Source organism: Paenibacillus sp. FSL R5-0475 (assembly GCF_038004585.1).
Taxonomy (GTDB): Bacteria; Bacillota; Bacilli; order Paenibacillales; family Paenibacillaceae; genus Paenibacillus_AQ.
This window is the reverse complement of record NZ_JBBORK010000001.1, coordinates 2,942,225-2,956,903: the sequence shown is the minus strand read 5'-3', so window position 1 is coordinate 2,956,903 and position 14,679 is coordinate 2,942,225. Positions and strand designations below refer to the sequence as shown.

Genomic DNA, 14,679 nt, shown 5'->3' with positions numbered 1-14,679 from the left:
TAGATCACCTCTATATCATTGTAGTAAAAATCCAATTTCATTTATTTCATTTCATTCATTATAATCAGGCTAGAGGAATAATTCAAAGGGGTGGATGAAGTGGAATCCAATCAACCGGACTTAGAAGCACGTTCTCCATGGTCAACGAATAGCGATAAACACATAGTGAAGATTAGCCCAGCGAAAGCGGTAATCAATGGGACGATAGCCATATCAGGAAGCAAAAGTCTGACGAATCGGGCCTTGGTAATCGCTGCTTTAGCTGATGGACGTTCAGAAATAAAGGGAATATTAAGAAGTGATGACTCTTACTGGTGTATTGAATCATTAAAGAAACTGGGGATTCCCGTTGTGATAGAAGAAGAGACAGCTGTTGTTGATGGATGTGGCGGCAACTGGCCGAATCCGATTGGTGAGCTATATGTAGGAGCGGCTGGTACGGTTGCGAGATTCTTACCCGCTGCACTCGCGGCAGGGACTGGCACTTGGACAATGAATGGAAGTAAACGGCTTTGTGAGCGACCACTCGCCCCATTACTCGACGCATTAACGACCCTGGGTGCACAATTTGAGTATAAACAAGCCGAGCGTTGTTTACCTTTTACATTAGAGGCAAAAGGTCTGCAAGGAGGAAAGGCAACGCTGCCCGGCTCCACTTCAAGTCAATTTATAAGTGGATTACTGCTAGCCGCACCGTATGCCAAAAAACCGGTAACCGTGTATATTGATGGAGAAGTTGTGCAAAGAGATTATGTCGAGATGACCCTTACCATGATGTCCTCCTTTGGTGTAACACCAGAAGCATCTCAGGACGGTCAATCGATAACGGTTCCTGCAGGAAAGTATCAAGGTCACACGATCACTTTAGAGCCTGATGTATCCACATGCTGTTACTTTTGGGCGGTAGCTGCGCTTACGGCAGGACGTGTACGAATTGAAGGGATCAATGCTAGCAATACAAGTCAACCTGATATAGAGTTCTTAGACGTTCTGGAGGTAATGGGCTGTACCGTTGTTCGTGGGGAGAACTTTGTTGAAGTACAAGGTGTCCCACGGCTTAAGGGTGGATTCACAGTGAGTATGAAGAAGTGGTCGGATCAAACACTAACAATGGCTGCTATGGCTATTTTTGCAGATGGACCAATCACTCTAAAGGATGCTGCACATATCAGACATCATGAATGTGATCGGATATCCGCGATATGTGAAGAAATAAGTAAGCTCGGAATACGTGTGGAAGAGTTTGAGGATGGTCTAACGGTATATCCGGGTCAGCCACTCCCAGCTTTACTAAATTCTCATGACGATCACCGGATGGCTATGGCGCTTTCTTTAATCGGCTTGAAGATTGAAAATATTCAGATTATCGACCCTGGTTGTGTCTCAAAGACCTGTCCAGATTATTTTGACCGTTTGTCAGCGTTAGGCGTACAGGTCCAATACTAAATAAGGAGTGCATATATAATGGCAGGAAATACATTCGGTGAAGTGTTCAAAATTACAACCTTCGGTGAGTCACATGGTGTGTCGGTAGGGGTCATAGTGGATGGTGTAACACCAGGCGTCGAGATTAACGAAGCGTATATACAGAAACAGATGGATCGGAGAAAACCGGGCCAATCTTCAGTGACTACTCCTCGTAAAGAATATGATGTTGTCCACATACAATCTGGAGTATTTGAGGGGAAAACAACAGGTACACCGCTCTTTGTAGTTCTTCAAAACCACGATATGAGACCAGAAGCGTACAGCGAGATCCAGGACGCTTTTCGTCCGGGTCATGCCGATTTTACTTATTTAGAGAAATACGGCATTCGAGATCATCGCGGTAGCGGACGTGCTTCAGGTAGAGAAACTGCGGCAAGAGTGGCCGGAGGTGCGATAGCTCGTAAGTTGTTAGAGAGAAGAGGCGTACAGGTAGTAGCGTACACACAAGAAATCGGAGGCATAAGATGTGAATCCTTCGATGAGGATGTGATTGAACAAAACGCTGTCCGTGCCTGTGATCCAATTGCAGCTGACAAAATGATTAAAAAAATTGAGGGGTTAGCCGAGATTGGGGATAGCTGTGGTGGCATTGTAGAATGCCGTATTCGTGGCGTGGTTCCGGGTCTTGGAGAGCCGGTCTTTGATAAATTGGATGCAGAACTGGCGAAAGCTATGCTGTCCATTGGCGCTGTTAAAGGGATAGAATTTGGAGCTGGCTTCGAAGCAGCAACGATGCTGGGGAGTGAGCATAATGATGCGAGGAATAGCGATGGTTTTCTAACTAATCATTCCGGAGGAATCATCGGGGGGATTAGCACAGGACAAGAAATCGTATTTCGGATCAGTGTAAAGCCTACTTCGTCCATCTCTGTGCCACAGCAAACGACTAACATCAAAGGGGAAGAACAAGAGATACGCACCGAAGGCAGACATGATCCATGTATTTGTCCGAGAATCGTACCTGTCGTAGAGGCTATGGCCTGTTTAGTGCTGGAGGATCAGTACAAACGCCAAGCCGCTATGCTTGGATAATTCTAGAGCGGCATAATGGTGATGTTTGATTTTGACATGATCATTGAATTATTTTCCATTTAATGATATTTTTAAGATCGATTCATTGTCTCAGTCTACCCTGGAAGGAGCTGTACCATGGAACGATCAATTTTTATGAAAAGCATTGCTGCCCCTCTCGGCTTAATCCTGTTCTTGACCAGTATCGGTCTTGCCATTTCCTTTGCCGTCCCACAGCGGTCAAAAGCAGCGGTTGTTAAGTCTTCTTCTGCTTTTAGTTTGTTTGAGCAAAGAGTGAAGAAACCTTCATCTCTCAGTCTGGCCCAAGCCACCTTAGTCAATCGTATTGATGAGATGACGCCAGCAGAGGCTAATTTAGCCGTTTTACATTTGGAAAATGCCCTGAAAGCTTATCTACCTACAGCAATCAAACGAATGAATACGCCTGCTATTCAACAAGATATCAAAGATATTTATACTCCAGGCATGTCAATGGTGCTGGCTCGATCCAAGGTGAAGCAGTCCCAGACCCGTGTTGTTCTACAGGACTTGACTGCCATGGACTATAAGCTTGAATTGGGTGGCGGACGCTTTTATCCAATCATTCAATACAAAAGCTTCAAAGTGTTCAAACCTTACGTCTCCAAAGATTTGCAAGCCTATATCGAGCTGATGGCTACTGAGTCTGAGCAACCCTCTGCTGTGAACGGAACTTTGCTGATCAACTGGTACAAGGTCATAGAACGGGCTATGGCATATGAAGATTTTTTGTCAACCTATAAGTCTTCCAACCGTACAATAGCTATTAAGGAAGCCTATAACGTAGCCAAAGAATATGTGTTTAACGGTGCCCAAAACTCTCCGCTCTTTGATAAGATAACGCAAGTGATGAGTGAAGAAGCGGCAATTGCATACGAGAATACATTGTCAGAAGCGGGGCCAGAGCAGATTGAAGCCAGCCCACTACTGATCCAGCTTGAAGAATTTTTGATGCTACTGGAGAAGAACGGGGATAAGAAGACGCAGGCTGTTAAGGATTTTCTGAAATCCATTTAAGCTATAAAAATTTCAAAATAATAACTCTTGGAAGGCACTAACGTCCTGTTAGTGTTTTTTTTGCGAAAGGAGAACCTATGAACCGAATACTAGTCATTGGATCTGCTGGATCGGGCAAATCTACCTTGTCTCGCAAACTACATTACATACTTGATCTCCCTGTTGTACATTTGGATACCTATTACTGGAATGCCGACTGGGTTCCTAAACCAAATGAAGAGTGGAATAATATTGTCGAACAATTTATCAATGAAGAGCATTGGATCATGGATGGTAACTATTCAAGAACGATGGATATCCGAATTAACAAAGCCGATTTAATAATTTTCTTAGATATGCCTAGACTTCTATGCATCTACCGAATTATCAAACGACGAATTATATATCACAAGAAATCCAGACCGGATATGAATCAAGAATGCCCAGAAAAATTAGATTGGGATTTTGTGAAATGGGTTTGGAATTATAGAAAAAAAGGTCGAGTGAACACTATAAAGAAACTTGAGCAGATTAAAGGACGTAAAGAGGTTGTTATTCTGAGAACGAGGAAAGAGATGGATGAGTTTATAGGGAAGGTGGAGAAGGAAGGGGCTGGTCTGGGATGACTTGCAAACTGTTAGTTCAATCTGTAAATAAGTCATTAGAAATTGTTGATTTGTACTTTGTAAAAGGATGGTGTAGATACTATCAGAACGGGTCATCCTGCGGTTAGAAAGTTTAACAATTCTAAGTTATGAGATGATCCTGAATGGGTGGATGGTGTTTTTGAAAAGCTTGAACAATATAAATTCGAACTGAACTCTTGAGCATGTAATTGGATGAAGAGCCAATAGAAATGATAAGCAATTAAAGCAGCGATGTGCTAAGGTTTTAATTCTCAGCCCTAGCACCGCTGCTTCATTTTTAGAGCATCTAATCCAATTCTGCTATCATCTCAAGGCTTTACCCAGGATCCCTTCAGATCCATTTCTCGAATACATTCAGCCGAGTCGTTCCTGTTGTCGTTAATCATTGGTGTGACCGGGTACACCTGCATTTCATCTGCTGAATAAGGCCGCAGAATCGGATTCAGTGCTTCCAGATCATTTGTCTCCTCATCAAGCCATCGAGTGATATCCTGTGGGGACAAAATCGCCGGCATCCGGCTCTCAAATTCGCTAATCAGTGGATTGGCATCTGTCATGACCAGAGAGCAGGTACGAAGAGGCTCCCCGCGCGTATCCCGCCAAATTTCGTATAGACCAGCCACTCCGAACATACTGCGATTATTCATGACTACCCGAACTGGATAAGTCTTCTTGCCTTCTTTTTTCCAATAGTAAAATCCATTGCAAGGGATAATACAGCGCTGCTTGTCCACCATCTTGCGATAGGTTGGATTCTGATGCACATTTCGGAGATCCGCATTGATCGCATCTTTACCCCAATAAGGAACGAATCCCCAGCGGAACTCATCCAGAATTCGCTCACCATCCTGCTGTAATACGACAGGCATATCCTGTGTGGGACTAATATTATAGCGGTCTTTATAGTAGTACATCACCCGTTTGATCTCAAAATGATCCCTAATGTCTTGTAGTTCGGCCGCCAGAGAAAAACGTTGACACATGAAACATCAGCCTCCTTTTGTTTCGTAGTGTTTGTAAAAGGAGGTAAATTATTCATGATTTCCGTAGTCATTCATTCGCAATTTTTACAGTTGGCGCCTATTTTAGCGATCACTCCGTTTCTCAATGGCTTAACCTAGCTCCGTGGAAGCTTCCCTCCATACTGCGCTCTTAGCTGCTGCAATTTGTCTAATTTGCTTAGACTACCATCCCTATTTGCTAAACCTACCCCAAGGATCAGATTCTCAATAATATAAATGGGACCGACCATGGAGTGAAACTCCCAAACCTCAACTCTCCCGGCATAAAGTACAATATCTGCATCTTGGGATCGAGGATACACGAGTCTGTCGGTGATCAGAATGACCTGGTAATTAGCTTCACGTGCATGGTCCAAAATCACTTCGATTTCAGGTAACAGTTGAACAAATCCAAAGACAAGCAATACATCTTGTTGATCAGCATGCATTAAGGTCTCTAACAGCTCGTGTCCGCTGGGGGCCATTTTTTTCAGCTGTAGTCCGAAGCGCGCCATTCGATAGATCATCAGCTCCGCTAGTCCAGCACATGGACCGGGGCTATATACATAAACAATGCGAGCTGTAAATAGTGCCTCTACTGCACGTTGCAGCGCTTCGTCGCTCAAATAACGGCGTGTCTCTTGCAAATGATGTGAGCAATTATCCAACCATTAAGCAAGGCAACTACGAAATTGTGCTTTCGCCTTGTCTTCACACCAAAGTGAAAGCTTCGGTTATGATGAAGAAACTTTTGAAGCAGCTCATTGGTGAAGCACCTTCCAGAGATGATGCAGAGGTTGGTAACCTGGTCTAGCCGATTTCAAACATTCCTGTTATACTTTTTTCGTGAATGTAATCGGAGGTGGTACTGTGCTAATGCTGGTTTGCCCATTAGCTAGAAGTTCCTCACGCAAAGCCTAAATTAGGGCGATACTTTGCGTGAGGTGCGATAGGATGGATGATCGCCCAAACTAAATATTATCGTTTCTAATAATGGGCTTTGCACCTTATGAAATTTCAAAATATAAGGGGCTGAAGAGCAATGAATACACCGTTTATTAGAAACCATCAATATAATTTTATTAAAAAACAAACAGACTTCCTTCTAAAAACACTGCGAACTGTAGCGGATCGAAGAGTCTTGGAGACGGTAAGATATCGTTCATCGTTGAATGTAGTAGAAGCTTTTTCAACACTAAGTGATAGTCAGCAACAGTTGCTGCAACAAATATCTGCCTTTGAGACTGCATACGATTTTCAGAAGTATCTTAGTGGATTAGAGCCTTATTTAGAACCTTTTCCACAGATTACACCGAAACAGATTCAGAAGTTATTCCCTAAGAATAAGAAGCTGAAGGTACCTGATTTATTAGCAATCGATTTTCGATATATGACATATTTGAGCTGGATAGATATTGCTACAAATAAATTATTTATTGTATATCCGTTCGAAGGGCAGTTTATCGGTATTGAGGGTAGAATGACACCAATGAACAAGAAGGGGTATTGCCTGTTCTGTAATCGGCAGCAACAACTCGCCTTCTTTACGGTCAAGACCAGGCTTGCAAAATCTTCGCCGGATGATTATTCCTCCATTGGCCAATATATTTGCATAGAGAGCCAAGAATGTAATCATAGGATTACGGATACAGCAGCGCTAGAGAGATTCATTCTCTCCACTCGTGCATAATGTTAAGATTAGCAAAGGCTGCTTTTGTAGGTAGCTTCAGACTATAGAGCAATAGGGTTTTGAAACGAATGATTTCCGTTTCGAAACCCTATTTGCTGTTCGTTCAATTCTGAATTAATTATTTTGAATATTGTTGAAATAGAAACAAAAAAATAATGTGATATAATATTGTTAATGCAAGAGTGGGTAGGAGGACAGGTCATGAACAAAGAAGATCAGATCCTAACGGGTGTCAGGGACCTATATAATAAGATGGTTTGGCTTAACAAAGATAAGATGGAAGAAAGTCTTAAGGGTTATACATCTTCCGAAGTACATTGTATTGAATACATTGAAAAAAATGTAGATTCCAACGTTACAAAACTTGCGGAGTCCTTTTTTATGACTCGCGGTGCTATAAGTAAATTAACTAAGAAACTCATAGAAAAAGGCCTGATCGAAAGCTACCAGAAGTCGGATAACAAAAAAGAAATCTATTTTAGGCTTACTGAGCAAGGAAAAGTAATTTATAAAATCCATGAGAACCTTCACAAAGAGTTTCAAGAGCGAGATAAAGCCGTCTTTGCGCAGATAACCGAGGAACAATTTGATAGTATGCTTAGTTTCGTGGAAAAGTATAGTAGTCATTTGGATGCGGAAATAAAGAAACAGGGTAAAGATATTAAATCGGAATAAAATTTCAATAATGAAAATGAAACCACATGCAGTCGGGCTCTATGGAGAACGGCTGCATTTTTATTGTTATTATTTTGTTGACAAGGAAACAAAATGGCGATACGATAAACATGTTTCCTAGGAATCAAAATAGTAACTTTAAGGAGTGAACATAAATGTCCATATTTAAATCACACAATGAACAGAACACAGGACAATCCGTAGATAAACACGCATTAATATTCGGTCTTATCTCTGTGTTTCTTTGCGGAATAGGCTTTAGTATCATAATGCCTGTCGTCCCATTCTTAGTGCAGCCTTATACAAGCAGTCCTGGAGAACAAGCAATAGTTGTTACGATGCTGACCTCGGTATATGCAGTCTGTGTATTTTTTGCAGCCCCCGTACTTGGAGCTTTGAGCGACAAATATGGCCGGCGTCCATTACTCTTAGTATGCCTGTTGGGTTCCGCCGTCGGGTACTTGGTTTTTGGCATAGGAGGGGCTCTATGGGTACTATTTGCTGGACGTATAATCGAAGGGATAACAGGCGGGAGCATAAGCACGATCTTTGCATATTTTGCAGACATTATTCCTTCGCAGCAGAGAACCAAATACTTCGGATGGGTAAGTGCAGTTGTAGGTGTAGGCACCGTCATTGGCCCAACGATAGGCGGATTACTTGCTAAGTTTGGTTATTCTGTTCCCTTGTATTTTGGAGCAATCATAACTTTATTGAATGTTGTTTATGGATTCTTTTTTATGCCAGAGAGCCTTGCCAAGAAGAATAGACTGAAGGAGATTACCTTTGTAAGACTGAATCCATTCTCACAGCTTGCAAACTTACTTTCCATGAAAAACTTAAATAGGCTGCTAGTCTCAGCGTTTTTACTCTGGATTCCTAACGGATCTTTACAGGCAGTATTTTCTCAATTTACGATGGATACTTTCAGCTGGAAGCCTGCACTAATCGGTCTTATGTTTTCGATTATGGGTCTCCAAGACATCATTTCACAAGGCTTGATCATGCCAAAGCTTTTGAAGAAACTTAGTGATAAACGTATAGCAATTCTTGGAATGGCTTCAGAAATTATCGGTTACAGTTTTATTGCGTTATCTGCGTTGTTCTCATTCTATCCTCTTTTTATCGCTGGAATGTTTATATTTGGCTTTGGGGATTCGATCTTTGGGCCTTCATTTAACGGGATGCTTTCCAAGTCTGTCGATTCTAGTGAACAAGGTAGGATTCAAGGAGGTAGCCAATCTATTCAGGCTTTAGCAAGAATGATTGGGCCTATCATTGGAGGTCAGATTTATGTATCACTAGGCCCTGCCGCACCCGCATTTATGGGGATGATCCTTATAGCAGCAGCCATACTCGTTTTGTATAAGCGTCCGGATGTAATTATGTAAACTACCTACGTTTAAGAACATATAAAAATAGGGTTTCAGAACTCTGGGACAAGTTCTGAAACCCTATTTGTCATAGTTATTGTTTGTTTTTGGAATCTTTATTGATAACCCGTGCAGGACGAGTTACCCAGTTCGTACGATTCATCGGTTTAACTGTATCAATTCTGGCATTTGACGGTTCACTTGAAGCTTCAGTCGCTTCTGTTTCAGTAGATGTTGTAACTTCTTGATCCACGCTTTTTTTTCTTGATAGTCCTGTTCCATCATGCTTGCCTCGGTTCCATACTCTTCCCTTACTCATACATACACTCCATTTCTATACGCTTATTCATAAACCATATCATATTAGGACAAGTTAAGGAAGAAAGACATAAGCACAAATTGAAGGATTTTTCAAGTTATATTGGTTACTGGAGATTTCATTTGGCGATAGCTATAATAGTACTGATATTGAAAGGAGAGTACTTATATTATGGCAATCAAGATCATAACAGATAGCGGTTCTGACCTACCCCTTGACTACATGGAGAAGTATAATGTTTCCGTGGTCCATCTACCGGTTCATTTTGGGTATGAGTTAATGCCTGCGGATACGGATACGAAAACCTTTTATGCTAAAATGAGTGAATCCAAGGAGCTACCTACTACGGCAAGTCCAAGTCCAAACCAATTCCTTGAGACATTCAGGCAAGTAGAGGAAGGTACTGACATTATGGTCATTTGTATGTCCTCTAATATTAGTAGCACTTATCAGACGGCTATGATCGCTATGGAAATGTACCAAGAAGAAGGACACACCAATGCGATAGAGGTTATAGATTCCAAGACCTTTTCTGGCGGGTTGTCGCTGATCGTGGGCCTTGCGGCGAAGTGGTCACAGACTTGTTCAAGTCTGCAGGAACTGAAGGACAAGGTGCTTCAGCAAATGGATGAAGTTCGCGCATATTTTACACTGGATACACTTGAGAATGTAATGAAGGGCGGACGTCTAAGCCGGATATCAGGAGCGGTTGCTTCCGTGCTAAATATCAAACTACTGCTTAAAATCAGCGAAGAGGGTACTGTTGAGGTAGTGGAGAAGACCCGGGGTCTTCCAAAGGCATTAAACCGGCTGCTTGCGCATTTGGATGAGAAGCAGCATGACTACGAGAAGGCTGTTATCGCTATAGTACACAGTAACTGTGAGAAGCTTGCACTTGAGATTAAAGAACGCATCTTACAAAAGCACCCGTTCAAAGAAGTTTTACTCTCAAGTATGGGACCTGTAATGGGAACCTATGCGGGTGAAGGCGGAATTGGTGTTGCTTTTTAATAGGACTCCGAGGGCGTTTATATTTGCCAGCAGGTGTTCAGATTTCTGGAATTATACGATCGTACATGGGACGAGTTCCTGTGTGCGATTTTTATTTAAATATAAGAATTTGATGGATGTAATAATTTAGCTATTCTTTAGATTGCGTTTAGGTGGGTTTAATAATCGAAGATTATAGTTAGATGGGGTGATTACTGTGTATACAATTCTAATCGCAGATGATGAAGCAGAAATTGTGGAATTGTTGAGATTATATTTAGAGAAAGAGTACAACATTGTGGAAGCGAACAGTGGGACTGAAGCGTTAATGCAAGTGCAGAACCAAAAAATTGATTTAGCGATTCTTGATATTATGATGCCTGGTCTAGATGGACTGCAATTATTGAAGAAAATTCGAGAGTTCCATCATTTCCCGGTGTTGTTTTTATCTGCAAAAAGCGAACATTACGACAAAATACTGGGACTTGAACTCGGTGCCGACGATTATATTTCTAAACCGTTTAATCCATTGGAAATTGTAGCTCGTGCAGGAGCTTTACTGCGGCGGGTACATCATTTTGACGCACAGATTATTGAAGAAAAGGCAGCTGAACAAATTGTGTTGGGAGAATTGAGGCTGGATCAAAGCCAGTGTCTGCTCTATCGTTCAGGAGAACCCGTCGTTCTTACTTCTACTGAGTACAAAATTCTGGAATTAATGATGAAACAACCGGGTCGGGTCTTTACACGAAAAAAAATATATGAGGCGGTATGGGAAGATTTCTATGTGTACGAAGATAATAGTATCATGGTACATATCAGTAATATCCGGGAAAAGATCGAGGAAGACTCCAAAAAGCCGGTTTATTTAAAGACTATTAGAGGGCTGGGATACAAAATTGAAGCGCCTATGGAGCAATAGAGATCAACGACCTTTACAATCATCGCTGACGCTGGATTTTTTGTTATTCATCTGCATTTTGTTTTTTCTTGTGATTGTTTATTATTTGTTCATTAACCTTGATGTGACCCATATGTTCGAAAAAAATAAAATCGCTGATCCTGATTTGAAGGTTGAAGCGAGTGCCTATCGAGATAATCTGGAGCATGGGATAGAAACCAAACGGCTTCTGCATAGCGGTGGGTGGATTGAGATCTTGGGTCAAGACAAGAAGGTCATCGACGTAGTTGGTGAGAAGAAAGACGATGTAACACAATATACCGACAACCAGCTCTTAAATAACCTGGAAAACGGAGAAGATCAGGCGTACTTCTACTCGTTGACTACACGTAATAATGAGAATGAATCAGAGTGGCTGCTTTTGAAAATCCCTAGAGAAGTTATCGACATTTCAATTAATAGTGATCCATTAGTTGAATACTTCAACCACTCGCTTTCATACTATGTTTTTTTAGGAGTTGGAATGGTTCTCTTGCTTATTATCGTGTACAGCTATTGGGTGGCACGAAGAATCAGGAAGCCGCTGCGTATTATTACGCTTGGTTTGAAGCAGATGATTGAAGGAAATTATGATACTCGTATCTCGCTATATGCAGAGAAAGAATTTTCGCAAATTGGGGAGACTTTTAATTATATGGCGGACGTAATTGAGAAGACAACGAAAGAAAAACGTCAAGCAGAAGAAAGTAAGAAACGCATGATGGTTGATCTTTCTCATGATCTGAAGACACCCATTACGAGTATACAGGGGTTTGCACAGGCGTTGGTTGAAGGTCGTGGTGAGGACGAAGAACGCCAGAAACGTTATTTAACCTATATCTATAATAAATCCTCGCAAGTGACCAAGCTGATTCAAAATATGGTGGAGCTACTTAAAATAGATTCCCCAGATTTTTTACTACGAATGGAGCGTCATGAATTGGGCGAGTTTATTCGTGAAATCGTTGCAGACTCCTATGGTGAGATTGAACAAAAGAACTTCATCCTGCAGCTGAATGTTCCTGAACAGGAAGTGTTCGCAAGCTTCGATGCGGAGCTACTCTCGAGCGTAGTTCATAATTTGATCTCCAATGCTTTGACCTATAACCCGCCAGGCACTCATCTGCGAGTGGAGGTTATCCCCTCGGAGAGCGAGGTTACCATTGAAATTGCAGATACCGGAGTAGGCATTCCTGAAGAGCTTTGGTCAACGCTTTTTGATCCGTTTGTTCGAGGAGATAAAGCGCGGTCAACTACAGGCGGAACGGGTCTTGGTTTATCCATTGCTATGAAAAATACAGAGAAGATGGGTGGAACGCTTCATCTCAGTCGCGGAAAGAAGGAACCAACGGTATTCACCATACGTATTCCCAAATAACGAGATGAAAGACACCCGAAAATAGAAGATAGGAGAGAACTATGGCTAAACTGAACACATTTATTCGAGTTTGTATAGCGATCCTTTTGGTGTTAGGCATCGTATTTTTAGGCTCACAAGTTAATTTTATTTTCAGTCCAATCTTGTCTTTGTTTAATGTTATTATCGTGCCCTTAATGTTGGCAGGATTTTTCTATTATTTACTCCGACCTCTAATCAATACTTTGGAGAGATATAAACTAAATCGCTCTGTTGCGATCATCATCGTATATGTGGTCATTGCATTGCTCTTGTTTGGTTTTAGTATTGGAGTATGGCCTTCACTTCGAACACAGCTAATTAATTTTGTCGATAATATGCCAAATCTGATCGCAGCCGTGAATCAGCAGTTATTGAGGCTCGAGGACAGTGGATTCTTGGCTTCTATTATCCCAGCAGATATGGATCTTGCTTCCCAATTGACTGAATATTTGAATAAAGGATTTAATCTGATTTCGAACTACGTAACGGGACTATTCTCCTTTGTTTCAAATTTCGCGATTATTTTATTTACCTTTCCTATTATGTTGTTTTACATGCTTAAGGAAGGTGGGAAATTTGGTCGTAAGATTGTAAGTTTCTTTCCAAAGAAGTATCGTGGAGAAGGGACTACAATGATGAGTGAAATTGACAGTGCGTTAAGTGGATTCATTGTTGGTCGGGTATTAGTCAATCTGGCACTTGGTGTTCTGATGTATATTGGTTTCCTTATTATTGGACTACAGTATGCATTGTTGTTGACAGTGATTGCTGTTGTGATGAATTTTGTACCTTTCATTGGTGCAATTCTCTCCAGTATCCCAATTTTCATTATCGGATTCATCCAATCGCCGTCCATTGCAGTATGGTCCATCATCATCGTTCTTGTAGCGCAGCAAATTCAGGATAATCTGATTGCTCCCTACATTTTTGGGAAAAAGCTTGATATTCATCCGCTGACAACGATCATCTTAGTGTTGGTTGGTGGAGATATAGGCGGGATTATTGCGATATTGCTGATTATTCCATTGTATATGATTGTGAAAATCCTCTTGACCAAAGTGTATAATTTGTTTGTTAAGAACCACAGGGCAGAGTCAGAGGTAGAAGTAGAGGTAGAGGAGAGCCTTTAATATCTCTTAAATTAGCAAATATGGAGGTTGTTTATATGAATGAAGGAACGGAGCAAGGATTAATTCATATCTCAGATGATGTAGTCACATCGATCGTTGGACAGGTGGTTCTGGAAACGCCAGGTATTGCCGGGATGTCAGGAAGTAATATTTCGGACAACTGGGCCAAACGTTTGGGCGGTAAAAATGTGAAAAAAGGATTGTCTGTAGAAGTGAAGGAAGTAGACGTTGCCATCGACCTGCGGGTTATTGTTAATTACGGATGTGTGATTCAAGAGGTCTGTTATATGCTGCAAAAAAATGTGCGTAATGCTGTGGAGAATATGATGGGCTTGTCCCTTGTTTCGGTAAATGTGAAAGTTGAGAAGGTAGCCCTTCCAGTATAAGGATATCTCTCAAATAGGCACCGTGATATAGGCTTCTGCATAGAATGGAGCAAATCCATTTACGGAGGTCAGAGCATCCATGTCGACATATAACACTGGGCAAGAGCAGAATGTGATTTATCAGGCCGATCCTACGGTGATCCGGCACCTGCACGGTGTCCGTGATTCCTTGCATCAATCTTGCAAGCCCTACCTAAACCATAGGGTGAATGTACAGACTTTAGATGGCTTAGTGCATGAAGGCACTATTGCCGGAGTAGATAATAAACATTTGTATTTGAACGTTGCAGTAAATGGGCAAATGCCGCGCGGATATTATAACCCTTACCAACCGTATCATCCGGGTCCGGGTCATGGTCATGGTCATGGTCCGTATCCCGGCCCGGGTCCTTACCCAGGTCCTCCTAATAATAATGTGATCTTGCCTCTTGTGTTGTTCGAACTGCTGGCTATTTCTTTACTCTAAAGTTGAATTCTATTGAATAAGGGCATGTACTGGTTTTGCGATCGTACGTTGACGCGACTAGTCATGTTCTTTTTTTTGTGTAATTGATGTGTGCTCTTGATATAATTGTTGTAATACTGGAGGTGTCAT

The 14,679-nt window shown here is 41.6% G+C and carries 16 protein-coding genes; 13 read left to right on the top strand and 3 right to left on the bottom strand.

Going from position 1 to position 14,679, the window contains the following annotated elements:
- Positions 1 to 99 precede the first annotated feature (99 nt).
- The 4 genes from aroA (at position 100) to MKX41_RS13305 (ending at position 4,160) form a co-directional block, all read left to right on the top strand.
- Entirely contained in the window at positions 100 to 1,446 is a 1,347-nt protein-coding gene (aroA, locus tag MKX41_RS13320; protein ID WP_340971053.1) for a 3-phosphoshikimate 1-carboxyvinyltransferase, read from the top strand.
- A gap of 18 nt (positions 1,447 to 1,464) precedes the next feature.
- Positions 1,465 to 2,520, top strand: coding sequence for a chorismate synthase (gene aroC, locus MKX41_RS13315; RefSeq protein ID WP_340971052.1), 1,056 nt, complete (start codon positions 1,465 to 1,467; stop codon positions 2,518 to 2,520).
- 117 nt (positions 2,521 to 2,637) lie between these two features.
- A complete protein-coding gene (locus MKX41_RS13310; RefSeq protein WP_340971050.1) occupies positions 2,638 to 3,555 on the top strand; it encodes a hypothetical protein in 918 nt (305 codons plus the stop codon).
- A gap of 77 nt (positions 3,556 to 3,632) precedes the next feature.
- Complete coding sequence (locus tag MKX41_RS13305) at positions 3,633 to 4,160, top strand: DNA topology modulation protein (RefSeq protein ID WP_076285390.1); 528 nt, start codon at positions 3,633 to 3,635, stop codon at positions 4,158 to 4,160.
- 329 nt (positions 4,161 to 4,489) lie between these two features.
- On the opposite strand, the gene MKX41_RS13300 is transcribed toward MKX41_RS13305, so the two are convergent.
- Positions 4,490 to 5,164 (bottom strand): SOS response-associated peptidase, encoded by a 675-nt coding sequence (locus tag MKX41_RS13300; RefSeq protein WP_076285391.1) that lies wholly within the window; start codon positions 5,162 to 5,164, stop codon positions 4,490 to 4,492.
- Positions 5,165 to 5,298: 134 nt separating this feature from the next.
- Complete coding sequence (locus tag MKX41_RS13295; RefSeq protein ID WP_340971046.1) at positions 5,299 to 5,808, bottom strand: MurR/RpiR family transcriptional regulator; 510 nt, start codon at positions 5,806 to 5,808, stop codon at positions 5,299 to 5,301.
- 416 nt (positions 5,809 to 6,224) lie between these two features.
- Here MKX41_RS13295 and MKX41_RS13290 point away from each other — a divergent pair, with 416 nt between their 5' ends.
- The 3 genes from MKX41_RS13290 (at position 6,225) to MKX41_RS13280 (ending at position 8,938) form a co-directional block, all read left to right on the top strand.
- Positions 6,225 to 6,872, top strand: coding sequence for a FusB/FusC family EF-G-binding protein (locus tag MKX41_RS13290; RefSeq protein ID WP_339265687.1), 648 nt, complete (start codon positions 6,225 to 6,227; stop codon positions 6,870 to 6,872).
- Positions 6,873 to 7,073: 201 nt separating this feature from the next.
- Positions 7,074 to 7,547 (top strand): MarR family transcriptional regulator, encoded by a 474-nt coding sequence (locus tag MKX41_RS13285; protein ID WP_339265685.1) that lies wholly within the window; start codon positions 7,074 to 7,076, stop codon positions 7,545 to 7,547.
- A 155-nt stretch (positions 7,548 to 7,702) separates the two neighbouring features.
- On the top strand, positions 7,703 to 8,938 hold the full coding sequence (locus MKX41_RS13280; protein WP_340971043.1) for an MFS transporter: 1,236 nt from the start codon (positions 7,703 to 7,705) through the stop codon (positions 8,936 to 8,938).
- Between the two features lie 76 nt (positions 8,939 to 9,014).
- Here the strand turns inward: MKX41_RS13280 and MKX41_RS13275 are convergent, their stop codons facing one another.
- On the bottom strand, positions 9,015 to 9,239 hold the full coding sequence (locus tag MKX41_RS13275) for a hypothetical protein (RefSeq protein ID WP_042189495.1): 225 nt from the start codon (positions 9,237 to 9,239) through the stop codon (positions 9,015 to 9,017).
- A gap of 171 nt (positions 9,240 to 9,410) precedes the next feature.
- On the opposite strand from MKX41_RS13275, the gene MKX41_RS13270 reads away from it, so the two are divergent.
- The 6 genes from MKX41_RS13270 to MKX41_RS13245 all read left to right on the top strand — a co-directional run bounded on the left by MKX41_RS13270 (position 9,411) and on the right by MKX41_RS13245 (position 14,550).
- Complete coding sequence (locus MKX41_RS13270; protein WP_340971041.1) at positions 9,411 to 10,250, top strand: DegV family protein; 840 nt, start codon at positions 9,411 to 9,413, stop codon at positions 10,248 to 10,250.
- 196 nt (positions 10,251 to 10,446) lie between these two features.
- Positions 10,447 to 11,151, top strand: coding sequence for a response regulator transcription factor (locus MKX41_RS13265; protein WP_042189491.1), 705 nt, complete (start codon positions 10,447 to 10,449; stop codon positions 11,149 to 11,151).
- Positions 11,129 to 12,547: a sensor histidine kinase gene (locus MKX41_RS13260; RefSeq protein ID WP_340971038.1), complete on the top strand. Its 1,419-nt coding sequence runs from the start codon at positions 11,129 to 11,131 to the stop codon at positions 12,545 to 12,547. Before MKX41_RS13265 ends, MKX41_RS13260 begins: the two co-directional genes overlap by 23 nt.
- Positions 12,548 to 12,588: 41 nt before the next feature.
- The gene (locus MKX41_RS13255; protein ID WP_042189487.1) at positions 12,589 to 13,698 is read left to right on the top strand and encodes an AI-2E family transporter; all 1,110 of its coding nucleotides are present in this window, start codon (positions 12,589 to 12,591) and stop codon (positions 13,696 to 13,698) included.
- Positions 13,699 to 13,733: 35 nt separating this feature from the next.
- Positions 13,734 to 14,084, top strand: coding sequence for an Asp23/Gls24 family envelope stress response protein (locus MKX41_RS13250; RefSeq protein ID WP_042129003.1), 351 nt, complete (start codon positions 13,734 to 13,736; stop codon positions 14,082 to 14,084).
- Between the two features lie 79 nt (positions 14,085 to 14,163).
- Complete coding sequence (locus MKX41_RS13245) at positions 14,164 to 14,550, top strand: hypothetical protein (RefSeq protein WP_340971030.1); 387 nt, start codon at positions 14,164 to 14,166, stop codon at positions 14,548 to 14,550.
- The last annotated feature ends 129 nt before the right edge of the window (positions 14,551 to 14,679 follow it).

What these genes read in the sequence shown, in the direction of transcription:
- aroC (WP_340971052.1), top strand. Translation starts at nt 1,465, where the DNA reads ATGGCAGGAAATACATTCGGTGAAGTGTTCAAAATTACAACCTTCGGT.
- MKX41_RS13310 (WP_340971050.1), top strand. Translation starts at nt 2,638, where the DNA reads ATGGAACGATCAATTTTTATGAAAAGCATTGCTGCCCCTCTCGGCTTA.
- MKX41_RS13305 (WP_076285390.1), top strand. Translation starts at nt 3,633, where the DNA reads ATGAACCGAATACTAGTCATTGGATCTGCTGGATCGGGCAAATCTACC.
- MKX41_RS13300 (WP_076285391.1), bottom strand. Translation starts at nt 5,164, where the DNA reads ATGTGTCAACGTTTTTCTCTGGCGGCCGAACTACAAGACATTAGGGAT.
- MKX41_RS13290 (WP_339265687.1), top strand. Translation starts at nt 6,225, where the DNA reads ATGAATACACCGTTTATTAGAAACCATCAATATAATTTTATTAAAAAA.
- MKX41_RS13285 (WP_339265685.1), top strand. Translation starts at nt 7,074, where the DNA reads ATGAACAAAGAAGATCAGATCCTAACGGGTGTCAGGGACCTATATAAT.
- MKX41_RS13280 (WP_340971043.1), top strand. Translation starts at nt 7,703, where the DNA reads ATGTCCATATTTAAATCACACAATGAACAGAACACAGGACAATCCGTA.
- MKX41_RS13275 (WP_042189495.1), bottom strand. Translation starts at nt 9,239, where the DNA reads ATGAGTAAGGGAAGAGTATGGAACCGAGGCAAGCATGATGGAACAGGA.
- MKX41_RS13270 (WP_340971041.1), top strand. Translation starts at nt 9,411, where the DNA reads ATGGCAATCAAGATCATAACAGATAGCGGTTCTGACCTACCCCTTGAC.
- MKX41_RS13255 (WP_042189487.1), top strand. Translation starts at nt 12,589, where the DNA reads ATGGCTAAACTGAACACATTTATTCGAGTTTGTATAGCGATCCTTTTG.
- MKX41_RS13250 (WP_042129003.1), top strand. Translation starts at nt 13,734, where the DNA reads ATGAATGAAGGAACGGAGCAAGGATTAATTCATATCTCAGATGATGTA.
- MKX41_RS13245 (WP_340971030.1), top strand. Translation starts at nt 14,164, where the DNA reads ATGTCGACATATAACACTGGGCAAGAGCAGAATGTGATTTATCAGGCC.